Genomic DNA, 12,336 nt, shown 5'->3' with positions numbered 1-12,336 from the left:
GTAACACCTGCTTTAGACAAATTTTCCGAATAAACCTAATCATTCTGGAAACCCTAACCACGACCGCTGGATAAAGGTCTAATTAAGGAAGGAGTATGATTATGAATACGAAGTGGATACTTAAAATTTCTGGTACATTATTAGCAGCTATGCTGATTGCGGGCTGTGCGGACGATCAGGATCCTGCACCACCGGAAGATAACAATATTGAAGAAGAAGTGCCAAATGATGACACGCCTCCTGTTGAGGACGAAACAGAGAAGGACATGGAGCAGGATATGGAAGAAGACATGCAGAAAGATGAGAACAACATGGAAGAAGACGAGAAAGATATGGAACATGACATGGAAAACGATATGAAAGACGAAAACAAATAGCAGCATAAATAGAAAAAGTCCCGCTCACGTTTGAGGGGACTTTTTCACGTTTAATTCTCTTTGTTCTTTTAGCTTTTGTTTGAAAGCCTTCTTTAGGTCTTCACCGTGCAAACCTTTTGTCAGCAGATCCTCAAGCAATTTTTCAGGCTCGTTCTTTGCTTTTCGCGCGAGCATCCGCCCCTCAAATAAGACAGAAATATGTTCTTCCAGGACCATGATGGATTTAATCTTCGCCACGATCTCGGCGGGTTTGTTTGTTTTTTTGGAAATTGTTACATAAATATGCAGTTCATTTTTCTTTTGCGAGAGTGTTTCAAAGTATGAGCGGTGTTCCTTTTGTAAAAGAGCCTCAATCATCCAATGATTTTCCCCGTCTTCTTTGTTGATGATCAGTCCGTCCGATAAGGGGATTTCTTCTAAACGAGCACCGTTTTCTCCTTGCACTTCAATGGTCAGCCCTACGAGTCTAAACGTTTTCATAAATACCCTCCTTAGTCCAGTTTATCGTTCATGTATGGTTATTGTTACATTATATCATACAGAAAGAGTGAAGCACCAAACGGAGGGATGAGCAGAATGAATCAATTAAACAGATGAAAAAAAGAGGAAAAAAGAGGAAGAGAGAGGATTAATACAAAATATGACAATATATGAGTAAAAATGCCTATATCCGGCATTTTTCATAAACTCGTAAATTTGCTATGGTAAAATAGCAAACTTTAAGAAATGAGGCTGATCAATGGAGACGATTAAGTTAAAAACAATTTCAGTAAAAGATCTGCAAAAAACGAGTGAAATAGTGAGAGAAAGGTTAGATGATAAATCATTATTATTAAAAGTAGGGGAGATCATTGCCGGCAAAACAAAGTACCACCACTTCCAAGTACATAGGGAAGCGTCAGTAGAAATATTATACGAAACAAAAGACAAGCTTCAAATCGTAAGAATTCTTTTTGATTTATTAAAAAATGAAATGTCCATCAAATCTTACGTATGGATCGAACAAACCAAGCGTTATGAAGAAACAGCCATTCAGAATGAACTCATCGCATCACAAGCATTTCAAGCTATTCTCCAAAGCATCACTTTTTCAGGTCATGAACAGCAATCCTATTTATTTCAAATACATAGAAAATAGCAGCAAACATAACGAATCGTAAGAAATGAGCCTAGAAAACACTGAAATTCTACTGGGAAAATCACTTTTCAAAACCCAAAAACGACATTTTCAAGATTTTTCCTAATTCCAATTACCCGCTACAATAGCCTTGTAAGCTAAAGAGAGGAGGAATTAGGTGATAAATTCAGTCACGCTGGTCGGACGCTTAACGAAAGACCCGGAAATGCGCTACACAGCAGAAGGGGCGCCTGTCGCCAATATCACACTCGCAGTGAGCCGTTCATTTAAAAATGCAGCGGGTGACATGGACACAGACTTCGTCAACTGCACCCTGTGGAGAAAAACGGCAGAAAACACAGCGAATTATTGCCGCAAAGGTTCAATCGTAGGCGTATCCGGACGCATCCAGACCCGCAACTACGAAAACTCGGAAGGCAGGCGCGTCTATGTCACAGAAGTCGTCGCTGACTCCGTACGCTTCATGGGCGGCAAAACCCGTGAGCTTGCAGTAACAGAAAAATAACAAAGTTACAAACCCTCAAAACCCCTCACAGAAACAGAATCAAGGAACTCCCCACTTCCTCACTTAAACTAGCCGGAACTATCCGGCTAGTTCTTTCTTGAGAAGGGGAAAGTAGGATATAATAAGACTAAGAAAGCGAGGTATCATTTGATGAATGAAGAGTTGCTAACCCGAATTCTCACTGGTATCGACGGGATTAGAGTAGAAGTGTCAGAGATAAAAACGGACGTTGCAAATTTAAAAACAGACATGTCAGAAGTGAAAGCGGATGTCTCGAACCTAAAAACAGACATGTCAGAAGTGAAAGCGGATGTCTCGAACCTAAAAACAGACATGTCAGAAGTGAAAGCGGATGTCTCAAACCTAAAAACAGACATGTCAGAAGTGAAAACAGATGTCTCGAGTTTGAAAACAGAAATGTCTGGAATGAGGGCAGAATTGCTTAAAGAGATGGCAATCATAGAGGGCAAGATTGACGACAATGAAGTGAAAAGCGAAAAATAGACAACATGCTGCTTAAAGAATTGGCCGAATTAGAAGGGAAAGTCAATGACAACGCAGCAAAAAGCGAATCTAGAGATAAGACGCTGCTTAAAGAACTGTCATACCAGCGTATTGAACTAGAATATTTAAAGAAAAAATCAGCAGAGCATGACATAGAAATCTTTAAATTGCATGAACTCAATCAGCCTTAAAAAAGAGGTTGATTTTTTCATGTTAAATTAGGAGGTATCTGGAAAAAAGATAGTATTTACTCTATACTGGCAAGTATTTATCCGATTTCTGCTAGTAAAAGAGTCATTCCGGCAAGTGAAAACCCCATATTGGAAAGTAATCCAACTGTCTGACGGAAATACCGTACCAACAGCTACCCCAAAACCTTTAAATACCCAACTGCATCTAGAAAAACCACTAAACAAATACAAAAAAACCAGCCCAACCCGGACTGGTCCCAACATAACCTTATTTCCCAACCTTCTTCGCAATCAATTCATACAGCTTCTTCCACTCTGCACTCATTGTTTCTTTCTTCAAATCTTCTTTTTTCTTGCTCATGTCGCGCCTCCTAGCTCATGGAGAGGGTGAAGAGCTCTTCCAGTTCGTCTGTGGACAGCTCTGTGATCCAGCTCTCGCTTTGGATGATTTCATCGTTCAGGGATTGCTTTTTATCCAGCATGCCATCGATTTTCTCTTCAATAGTTCCTGTAGTAATCAGCTTGTGCACGTGAACGAAACGATTCTGCCCTATGCGGTAAGCACGGTCTGTAGCCTGGTTCTCAACAGCAGGGTTCCACCAGCGGTCATAATGAACGACATGATTCGCGGCGGTTAAGTTCAAACCAGTTCCTCCAGCTTTCAGTGACAAGATCAAAATCGAATACTCTTTATTCTGAAACTGCTCCACCATCTTATCGCGCGCATTTTTCGCCACACTGCCGTTTAAGAACAAGACTTTCTCTCCAAACTCACGCTCAAGCAGGGATTGAATCATCTCGCCCATGCCAATATACTGCGTGAAAATCAAACAGCTTTCATCCTGCTCCCGAATCGCCGTTACAAGCTCAAGCAGCTTCTCAATTTTATGAGAGCGCGTCGTCACTGATTCCGCACGTTCCTCTTTCAAATAAAGAGCCGGATGATTACAGATCTGCTTCAGCTTTCCGAGCATCTTCAAAATCAAAGCCTTCCGCTGCATTCCAGCAAGCTGTGACACCTGATCAAAGGTATCCTTAACCAGCTGTTCATAAAGAGATGCCTGCTCAACCGTAAGCGGGATATACTCTTTCTGCTCCTGCTTCTCAGGCAGATTCAGCGCAACCTGTTCGTCACGCTTCGTCCGGCGCAGCAGGAACGGCTTAATCAGCTGCTGCAAGTTTCCGATAATCGCCGGATCCCGATCCTTCTCAATCGGCAGCACAAATCGCTTATGGAAACTATGCAAACTGCCAAGAAATCCTGTATTGATAAAATCAAAAATCGACCACAATTCCGTTAAGCGATTTTCCATTGGAGTTCCTGTCAGGGCAATATGATGCTGGCCCTTCAATTTCCGAATCGCGCGGGACTGCTTCGTGTGCGCATTTTTAATATTCTGCGCTTCATCTAAACAAATCGTGCTCCACGCAACAGAAGCAATCTCTTCATGATCGGCGTGAGACAGGCCGTAAGACGTCAAAACAATATCCGTATCGGCAAGCGATACATTAAAATCTTCACCCTTTGCCCGATTAGGACCGTAATGAAGATGAACCTTCAAACTAGGAGCAAACTTCTCAATTTCCTTCTGCCAGTTACCGAGAACCGATGTTGGAGCGATGATTAAAAATGGTGTTTCTTGTTTTTCGTGTTCCAATACATAAACAAAATAAGCGATCATCTGTATCGTTTTCCCGAGACCCATATCGTCCGCTAAACAAGCTCCAAAATGGAACTTCCGGAGAAACAGCAGCCAGTCAACGCCTTGCTGCTGATAAGGACGAAGGTCACCGTGAAACGTCGAAGGAACATCGTGCTTCGGAATATCCGTTATCTCCGTAAGCTGACGAAGCATCGACTTCATCTGACGGCTAAGCTCAATATGAATATTTGCAAATGCTCTTGAATCAAGAACCTCATCATCACTATCACGTGCGTCAGCCAGCTCCTGCTGCAGAATATCGGAAAAATGCAGACCTTCTTTTTCCGCCTTTTTCAAAATCGACTGCACATGCTTGATAAAAGCAGGGTCTAACTTAATCCACTGTCCTTTAAAATTCACAAGACGGCGGTTATCATTCACCATCCCCATGAATTCTTCCTCGCTCATTTCCACGCCATTCGTCGCAAAGCGCCAGTTGAAATCAATCAGCGAGTTCATACCGACAAAGGATTGTCCGCGCGGGGCCGACGACATCTTCGCCTTCAGCATCACCTTTGAATCACGGACAACCTGCCACCATGATGGCAGGAGAATCTCGACACCGGTATTTACAAACGTTTCACTCGCACTTGTTAAAAAGAGCCACGCCTCATCTTCTGTAATATGCGTGTTTCCATTTTGAAAAGAAAGCCACGGCACAATTTCCTCAAAGCGCTGCTGCTCGCGTTCAATCCGGTCCATATAACCTCGCCAAGGAGTCGGCAAATCCTTTAGCCCCTGAAATAGATGAAACGAATCAGGGTTCTTGCGGTCACGTAAAAACAGCTCTAGCTTCCAATCGTCGCCATCATAATCAGGCTCATTTAACCGCAGGCCAATCGTAAACGGAGCATCATCAATTAAGAAGCCAATCTTCTCCAGCCAGTCGCGCTCGTCAAGAAAATGACCTTCAAACTTTTCAGTTGCGGTATAAGCCTCAACAATGTCACTCCATGCCCGCCCTAGATCCGAATTCCTCTCAATTAAATCGCTAACAGCCGCAGACAGCCAATCAGCCGTAAACCCTTCAAGCTCACCAGCAGTATCACGCCAGCCAAAGGCGCCACTTTTCCACCGTTCAAAATCGGGCATAAACTCGCCGTTCACAATGCAATCGTAAATCGCCTCTGCAGCATCAATCAGCGGGACAGCATCGCCGCTGTACTCAATATCAGCCAGTGAATTCGTCGTATCTTTTCCGATCAGCTCAACCATCATCCATGGAGAAAGCAGAACAGATGGGACCCCAATGTAGCTCACATCTTCAAGCAGCGATCCAAAGAAAGAGGATTCATGCCATGTGAACAAGTAGCGCCGCATATGATTCGTTCCGAGCGTTTTCTCATCCTTCGTCGTGCACCATACGTAAAAGTGAAAATTCTCGATTTGTTCCGTATGGACGGAGATCTTCAAATCATTCAGCATGAATCAACTTTCCTCTCTTCAGCTCCTCTTGAAAAGCACGCAGTCGCCGGTGCTCATGTGAAAGCTTTTCAAGATAGATTTCAAATTGCGTTTCATTCTTTATCTTCTTATATAACGTACGCACTTTCTTTAAATAGCGCACCGCAAGCTTATAATTCGTTCGCGTCCTGAGAGCGATCTCCTGGCGTATCGCATGGTGATATATGGTCAGCAGCGACTCAGGACTTTCCTTCTCTATCATCTTTAACAAATCACGGTCAATCTCATACAATTCAAACCCAAGCAGCAAATGCAGCTCTGCCCACGTTCTGAACTGCTTACGGTTCACGAGAAAATGATGATACTCTGCGTAGCTAAATGGAAGCAGATTGCGGCAGGCATTCTCATACAGCCTCTCATCTTTGGTCTGAGTCGAATACTCTGAAAGCATATCCAAGAAAAAACGAATCGAACGGCGCTTTTCTTCATATGGAATGTCACTGTTTAAAAAAGCATCCGATTTCCCAAGCAAATACGTAAACCATTTCGCAGCACGTTTCCAATTTTTCCGGGAAACAAGATCGCCAACCCAGTCATACAAAATCGGAAAAGCTCCATCATTAAAGACTTTCATCTTCTCAAACAAAGCATCATCATCACCCTGCAGGAAATCCATATGAATCAATGCAAGCCGATATTCAGGAACATCCCGTTCACTTAACTGCTCATTCAGCCAGTCAACCTCTCGCTCAATCCACTTCTTTCGATTAAGCAGACCGATCCAAAGAGCACGGTAAAGGCTGATCCGTTCAAACTGCAAATAACTGCTGACATCAAGCAGCTGATGAAAAACCTCGATGCTCTCCTCAAAAAGAGAATCGAGAGAGAAAGGCAAAGCGAACTTCCGCATCTCCCGAAGCTCGTATGTAATGGATTCTATACACTCTTCAAAATAAGAATGATAAACATGGTGTAACAAATGATCATTTGGTTTCGTCTCATTAAGTAGACGAAGCATGTAGAACAATGTCGTAAGGTTTGCATGTATAGTATAAAACCGTCTGAGGTCCGCATTTTTCGGAGCCTTCTTCTTCAGCACGGGATAGTAATGGTTGTACAAGCTTTGAATCTGCTGAATGTTGCGCGGCCGATTTTGAGCCCAGCGCTTATATTCAAACTCGAAAAACGATAGCCAGCTTGAAAGCGAATCATCGTTCCAGCTCACAGACGGTATCATTTGGCTAGCCGGCTTCAGCTGGGCAAGAATCGCCTGCTGCGTCTTGGCATTCCAAGCGTCCATATATGTACCGACTCGTTCGACGCTTGCATATAAATAGAGAAAAGATGCCACAACATGACGGCAGGGAAAATCTGCAGGACAGGAACATGAACTCATCGTAAAAAAATCAAGCTCAAGCACAACCCGAACAGGCGTTACATCCTGCACATTGGCGCTCACTGTGTGTCCATCTATTTTCACGTTGTACACGCTGCTCTGCCGATACAGCATCAGCCCTTTTTTCACAAGATTGCGATCGTCTTCTAACTCAGGCGAAAGCTGATCCTGCAGCTCTTCACCCGCATGCAGAATCAACTCTTTATCCAGTTCATGCTGAAGCATGGCACACCGCTCCTTTTTAGTGATAAGAAAGTATATAATTTTGCGCTTCTATATCCAGCTTCATCGCCCAACTTCTCGGCCAGAACAAATCCGTCAGCCGGATTTTTATATGTCTGTTAGAGCTAAACGGGCATTAGCGCTTTTCGTAGTCAATTCTTTCATTATAACTGATATTGAACAAAGGATAAAATGGAAAGGGAATTTTCGGTAAAGTTTAGAGTTGAGAATATTCGGGGACATAAAAGATAGTTCGACACGAATGGTATAAATAGTTGCCATACGACAGAAAACGCAGTATAATCTGCTTGTTGTATAAAATTGTAAAATACAAGAAAGGAAAATTTGTAGAATGAAAGAAAATAGCCTTAAACAAGAAGAACTTCTGCAAATTTTAATGCACGCTTACCAAAAAGGCGAGCATTCAAATGAAATTACCACCAAAGAACTGCTGGATGAGCTGATTCTTCAATTTAGAAAAGTATACGCATCATAATAGATTAACACCGAAAAAAGTCCGCAATGAAAAATGTGCGGACTTTTTTCGGTACCATATGACAAAAGTTCTATTACACTATTAGTATTCCCTCCGATATAATAATCATAAACATTTTGACAAATATCGACAGGTTTCGAGGGGGATTTAGACAAATGAGTCATTGGATTACACCAGAAGAAATGGAAAGAAAAAAAGAGCTGAAAAAGCGTATCATGACAGTTTCCATTCCATTTTTCACAATTTTACTTACAGCGATTGTAACCGTTTTAATTAACGGCCTATGATAAAAAAGGAGATTCGCAAAAAAGCGAATCTCCTTTTTGAATGGACAAAAAATTAATATACAATTTACAATTCCTTGTTATAATTGTCTTTGTTGTTCAAAAAAAGATAATAAACGACAAAATATAAGTAAAATATCACTTTCATTGTAAAATTTTGTAGCTATCAACTAGGTCTTTTATTATAATAAGCTTTGTGTTTTTTTTATTACAAAAATTAACTGGAGGTCAACATGGAAGAAACAATCAGTTTGAAAGAACTGTTTCAAACCTTAAAGAAACGTCTTTCTCTCATCATTATTATCACGGCAATCGCCGCAGCCACTAGTGGAATCATTAGTTACTTTATTTTAACTCCTATCTATCAATCTTCTACCCAAATTCTCGTGAATCAAGCAAAAAGTGATCAGCAGGCATTTAATCCTGGAGAGGTGCAAACGAATCTTCAATTAATTAATACGTATAATGTGATTATTAAAAGTCCAGTGATTCTAGATAAAGTTATTCAACAGTTAGATCTGAACATGACTAGCGGACAGCTAAATGAAAATGTAGCTGTAGAGAGTGAGCAAAACTCACAAGTTGTAACCATTTCTGTTCAAGATGAAGATCCAAAGCAAGCAGCAGAAATTGCAAATGCAATTGCAGCTATATTCCAAAAAGAAATAGCAACGATAATGAATGTAGATAACGTTAGCATTTTATCAACAGCCGATTTAGGTATCGATCCATCACCAATAAAACCAAAGCCGGTATTAAATATAGCTATTGCATTAGTTGTAGGTCTAATGGCAGGTGTGGGTTTAGCTTTCTTATTGGAATACTTAGATAACACAATTAAAAACGAGCAAGACATTGAAAAACACTTAGGCTTACCAGTTTTAGGAGCGATTACTCGCATAGATATGGAACAAGAAATGAAAGATCAAAAGAATGCAGGAAATAAGATAACAAGAACAAGAGGTGAGTCTATTGGCTCGTAAAGACCGAAAGCAAATGTTTCAATTACAAAGCAGAAGTTTAGTTTCGATGACAACACCTAAATCGCCAATAGCTGAACAATATCGCACAATCCGCACGAATATACAATTCTCAACGGTAGATGAAGAAATTTGCTCTATGATTGTTACCTCTGCTGGTCCCGGTGAGGGAAAATCAACAACTGCAGCAAATCTTGCAGTAGTATTTGCTCAACAGGGTAAAAAAGTCCTCTTAATAGATGGAGATCTGCGAAAACCTACTGGCCACCATACATTTAAAGTTGATAATCATGTAGGACTTACGAATATATTAACTAAACAATCTACCTTAAGCCAAGCTGCAAAATATACAGATCAGGATAATCTGTTTATTTTGACTAGTGGACCCATTCCTCCTAACCCTTCAGAGCTTTTAGCATCTAAAGGGATGAAACAGCTGATTGAAGATGCTAAAGGAGAGTATGATTTCGTCTTATTTGATACTCCACCAGTGCTTGCGGTAACGGATGCACAAATTCTCTCGAATGCGGTTGATGGAGTTGTCCTTGTTGTAAGCAGCGGGAAAACCGAGTTAGAATCAGCTAAAAAGGCAAAGGATGCTTTAGAGCAAGCGCAGGCTAAAATTCTTGGAACAGTCCTTAACAACAAAAAGCAACAGGATAGTCAATATTATTATTACGCATCAAAATAAATGATTATTCGAGAAAATACACACCTTTTGGACTAGTTCTTTTTATGTTATTATCTCAAAGTGTTTACATGCATAGGTATTATAATATTCCATAATACCTATGCAATTAACAATAGGCGGTGGTTTTTATGATTGATATTCATTCCCATATTTTACCTAAAGTAGATGATGGTGCTGTAAGTTTTGAAGAAGCAATACAAATTGCCAAATCAGCTGTTAATGAAGGTATTACGACAATTATTGCAACACCACATCATCAAAATGGAAAATATATTAATTATAAACAAAGTATTCTCGAAAAAGTTGAAGAACTAAATCTATTATTAAAAAAAGAAGATGTACCTCTATCCATTTTGCCAGGGCAGGAATCAAGAATTCATGGAGATCTGCTGATTGAACTGGAAAATGATCTTATTCTGCCACTAAACCACACAAACTACGTATTTATTGAGCTGCCTTCTGGACATGTACCTAGATATACAGAACAAATGCTATTTGACATCCAAATGAAGGGCCTCACGCCAATCATCGTCCATCCTGAACGAAATTCAGAAATTATAGAAAATCCGGATCTTTTGTACAAGCTAGTAAGCAAGGGAGCACTTACTCAAATCACAGCTTCAAGCCTAACGGGTCATTTTGGAAAGAACATCAAAAAATTCACGCTGCAGCTCATTGAATCTCAGCTGACCCATTTCTTAGCCTCGGACGTTCACAGCCTTAAAAATCGTCCATTTCGACTGGCTAATGGATATGGTGTTCTTAATCATGAATTTGGATCTGATGCAGTATACCTTTTTAAAGAAAACGCAGAGTTACTGATTAAGAATTTGACAGTTTATAGAATGGATCCAAGCAGAATCAAAAAGAAAAAGTTTTTGGGTATTTTTTAAGCAAGAACTGGTGATACCTCCTCCACCATTATCAATGGAGGCACTCGGCTGTTTTGTAGGTAGAAAGACCTTAGACGCTTGTAGTCATGGGTGTAGTTTGATGCACAATTTAAATATTTTACTTAAGATATTTAACGAAAGAGTACTTAAAAAAGAGTACTTTTCCGTTAGATATTTTTGAAAGAGAAATTATAAAGAAAAGGTGAAAATAGATGAAAATCGCAGTAGTAGGAACTGGATATGTTGGATTAGTGACAGGTACTTGCTTATCTGAAATTGGACATACAGTTACATGCATTGATATTGATCAAAAGAAAGTAAACAAAATGCGTGAAGGTATATCTCCAATCTATGAACCAGGTTTAGATGAATTAATGAAAAAGAATATACAAGGAAGAAGATTGTTCTTTACAACAAATCATAATGAAGGATTTGAAGAGGCTGACGTAATTTATATTGCGGTGGGTACTCCAGAAAAAGAAGATGGTTCGGCTAATCTATCATTTGTTGAGCAAGTAGCAAAAGATATTGCGACTCATGTTAAAACAGATGTAGTGGTAGTTACAAAAAGTACAGTCCCTGTAGGAACAAATGACTGGATCAAAGAAGTGATTCAAAACAATCTCGTTCATAATGTAAAAGTTGATCTTGTATCAAATCCTGAATTTTTACGTGAAGGTGCTGCAATCTATGATTCTTTTAATGGAGATAGAATTGTAGTTGGAGCAAGTAATGAAAGTGCAGCTAGTATTATAGAAGAAATTAATAAACCTTTTGGCATTCCTGTATTTAAAACGAATGTTCGAAGTGCTGAAATGATTAAATATGCGGCTAATGCTTTTCTTGCAACAAAAATTAGCTTTATTAATGAGGTCTCAAACATTTGTGAAAAAGTAGGAGCAAATGTAGAAGAAGTTGCGAATGGAATGGGACAGGATAGTAGAATCGGTTCACAATTCTTAAACGCTGGAATTGGTTACGGTGGTTCTTGTTTCCCTAAAGATACAAAGGCACTTATCCAAATTGCGGGTAACGTAGAGTATGATTTTGATTTACTAAAAGGTGTTGTCAGAGTTAACCAAAAGCAACAAGAAATCCTCCTAGATAAATTGAACAAACGGTTTAACAGCTTAGAAGGAAAGAAAGTTGCAGTTTTAGGATTAGCATTTAAACCAAATACAGATGACATGAGAGAGGCAGCATCTATAGTTATTACGAAACATTTAGTTGAAAAAGGTGCGCATGTTGTAGCCTATGATCCAGTTGCTAAGGAGAATGCGACGAAAATATTAGATTCGAATGTGAAATATGCGACAAATACTGTTGATGCATTAAAAGATGCTGATGTTGCGTTGATTTTAACAGAATGGAATGAATTTAAAGATTTAGAAATAGGTACGTTTGTAGAAAATATGAAACTACCAGTAATATTTGATGGGCGTAATTGTTATGATCCTAAAATCGTTGAAAACTATTTTGTTGAATACCACTCAATGGGAAGACCTTCAGTTAAAAATTTACAGTTACTTAATGTTTGATAAGTCAAGGGGGA

14 protein-coding genes are annotated in these 12,336 nt (G+C 39.9%); 11 read left to right on the top strand and 3 right to left on the bottom strand.

Annotated elements, in window-relative coordinates; genetic code table 11:
* Positions 1-101 precede the first annotated feature (101 nt).
* Complete coding sequence (locus tag QLQ22_RS23690; protein WP_223438601.1) at positions 102-377, top strand: hypothetical protein; 276 nt, start codon at positions 102-104, stop codon at positions 375-377.
* A 24-nt stretch (positions 378-401) separates the two neighbouring features.
* On the opposite strand, the gene QLQ22_RS23685 is transcribed toward QLQ22_RS23690, so the two are convergent.
* Entirely contained in the window at positions 402-857 is a 456-nt protein-coding gene (locus QLQ22_RS23685; protein ID WP_223438599.1) for a YwpF-like family protein, read from the bottom strand.
* A gap of 259 nt (positions 858-1,116) precedes the next feature.
* On the opposite strand from QLQ22_RS23685, the gene QLQ22_RS23680 reads away from it, so the two are divergent.
* The 4 genes from QLQ22_RS23680 (at position 1,117) to QLQ22_RS23665 (ending at position 2,715) form a co-directional block, all read left to right on the top strand.
* Positions 1,117-1,515: a hypothetical protein gene (locus tag QLQ22_RS23680; protein WP_223438597.1), complete on the top strand. Its 399-nt coding sequence runs from the start codon at positions 1,117-1,119 to the stop codon at positions 1,513-1,515.
* 157 nt (positions 1,516-1,672) lie between these two features.
* Complete coding sequence (gene ssb / locus QLQ22_RS23675; RefSeq protein ID WP_133312790.1) at positions 1,673-2,020, top strand: single-stranded DNA-binding protein; 348 nt, start codon at positions 1,673-1,675, stop codon at positions 2,018-2,020.
* A gap of 150 nt (positions 2,021-2,170) precedes the next feature.
* A complete protein-coding gene (locus QLQ22_RS23670; protein ID WP_284015704.1) occupies positions 2,171-2,524 on the top strand; it encodes a hypothetical protein in 354 nt (117 codons plus the stop codon).
* A gap of 5 nt (positions 2,525-2,529) precedes the next feature.
* On the top strand, positions 2,530-2,715 hold the full coding sequence (locus tag QLQ22_RS23665) for a hypothetical protein (RefSeq protein ID WP_284015703.1): 186 nt from the start codon (positions 2,530-2,532) through the stop codon (positions 2,713-2,715).
* Between the two features lie 371 nt (positions 2,716-3,086).
* On the opposite strand, the gene QLQ22_RS23660 is transcribed toward QLQ22_RS23665, so the two are convergent.
* Positions 3,087-5,843 carry a DEAD/DEAH box helicase gene (locus tag QLQ22_RS23660; protein ID WP_284015702.1) on the bottom strand — a complete coding sequence of 919 codons (2,757 nt, stop codon included), beginning with the start codon at positions 5,841-5,843 and terminating at the stop codon, positions 3,087-3,089.
* On the bottom strand, positions 5,833-7,443 hold the full coding sequence (locus tag QLQ22_RS23655; protein ID WP_284015701.1) for an SWIM zinc finger family protein: 1,611 nt from the start codon (positions 7,441-7,443) through the stop codon (positions 5,833-5,835). The genes QLQ22_RS23660 and QLQ22_RS23655 overlap by 11 nt, the downstream gene beginning before the upstream one ends.
* Positions 7,444-7,792: 349 nt before the next feature.
* Between QLQ22_RS23655 and QLQ22_RS23650 the strand changes: the two genes are divergently transcribed.
* The 6 genes from QLQ22_RS23650 to QLQ22_RS23625 all read left to right on the top strand — a co-directional run bounded on the left by QLQ22_RS23650 (position 7,793) and on the right by QLQ22_RS23625 (position 12,322).
* Complete coding sequence (locus QLQ22_RS23650; protein WP_223438591.1) at positions 7,793-7,936, top strand: YwzD family small protein; 144 nt, start codon at positions 7,793-7,795, stop codon at positions 7,934-7,936.
* Positions 7,937-8,091: 155 nt separating this feature from the next.
* On the top strand, positions 8,092-8,223 hold the full coding sequence (locus QLQ22_RS23645; protein ID WP_275976726.1) for a hypothetical protein: 132 nt from the start codon (positions 8,092-8,094) through the stop codon (positions 8,221-8,223).
* A 230-nt stretch (positions 8,224-8,453) separates the two neighbouring features.
* Positions 8,454-9,203: a YveK family protein gene (locus tag QLQ22_RS23640; protein ID WP_223438589.1), complete on the top strand. Its 750-nt coding sequence runs from the start codon at positions 8,454-8,456 to the stop codon at positions 9,201-9,203.
* On the top strand, positions 9,193-9,891 hold the full coding sequence (locus QLQ22_RS23635) for a CpsD/CapB family tyrosine-protein kinase (protein ID WP_423246215.1): 699 nt from the start codon (positions 9,193-9,195) through the stop codon (positions 9,889-9,891). Before QLQ22_RS23640 ends, QLQ22_RS23635 begins: the two co-directional genes overlap by 11 nt.
* Before the next feature lie 128 nt (positions 9,892-10,019).
* Entirely contained in the window at positions 10,020-10,784 is a 765-nt protein-coding gene (locus QLQ22_RS23630) for a tyrosine-protein phosphatase (RefSeq protein ID WP_284015700.1), read from the top strand.
* Between the two features lie 212 nt (positions 10,785-10,996).
* Entirely contained in the window at positions 10,997-12,322 is a 1,326-nt protein-coding gene (locus QLQ22_RS23625) for a UDP-glucose dehydrogenase family protein (protein ID WP_284015699.1), read from the top strand.
* Positions 12,323-12,336 lie beyond the last annotated feature (14 nt).

It is taken from the genome of Metabacillus hrfriensis (assembly GCF_030127205.1).
GTDB lineage: Bacteria > Bacillota > Bacilli > Bacillales > Bacillaceae > Bacillus_P > Bacillus_P dongyingensis.
Note: the sequence above shows the minus strand (reverse complement) of the source record. Positions and strands in the feature narration are given on the sequence as shown.

Excerpts from the sequence above, each read along its gene's own strand:
- QLQ22_RS23690 (WP_223438601.1), top strand. The coding sequence starts at position 102 with ATGAATACGAAGTGGATACTTAAAATTTCTGGTACATTATTAGCAGCT.
- QLQ22_RS23650 (WP_223438591.1), top strand. The coding sequence starts at position 7,793 with ATGAAAGAAAATAGCCTTAAACAAGAAGAACTTCTGCAAATTTTAATG.
- QLQ22_RS23670 (WP_284015704.1), top strand. The coding sequence starts at position 2,171 with ATGAATGAAGAGTTGCTAACCCGAATTCTCACTGGTATCGACGGGATT.
- QLQ22_RS23655 (WP_284015701.1), bottom strand. The coding sequence starts at position 7,443 with ATGCTTCAGCATGAACTGGATAAAGAGTTGATTCTGCATGCGGGTGAA.
- QLQ22_RS23685 (WP_223438599.1), bottom strand. The coding sequence starts at position 857 with ATGAAAACGTTTAGACTCGTAGGGCTGACCATTGAAGTGCAAGGAGAA.
- QLQ22_RS23630 (WP_284015700.1), top strand. The coding sequence starts at position 10,020 with ATGATTGATATTCATTCCCATATTTTACCTAAAGTAGATGATGGTGCT.
- QLQ22_RS23660 (WP_284015702.1), bottom strand. The coding sequence starts at position 5,843 with ATGCTGAATGATTTGAAGATCTCCGTCCATACGGAACAAATCGAGAAT.
- QLQ22_RS23625 (WP_284015699.1), top strand. The coding sequence starts at position 10,997 with ATGAAAATCGCAGTAGTAGGAACTGGATATGTTGGATTAGTGACAGGT.
- QLQ22_RS23680 (WP_223438597.1), top strand. The coding sequence starts at position 1,117 with ATGGAGACGATTAAGTTAAAAACAATTTCAGTAAAAGATCTGCAAAAA.
- QLQ22_RS23665 (WP_284015703.1), top strand. The coding sequence starts at position 2,530 with ATGCTGCTTAAAGAATTGGCCGAATTAGAAGGGAAAGTCAATGACAAC.
- QLQ22_RS23640 (WP_223438589.1), top strand. The coding sequence starts at position 8,454 with ATGGAAGAAACAATCAGTTTGAAAGAACTGTTTCAAACCTTAAAGAAA.
- QLQ22_RS23645 (WP_275976726.1), top strand. The coding sequence starts at position 8,092 with ATGAGTCATTGGATTACACCAGAAGAAATGGAAAGAAAAAAAGAGCTG.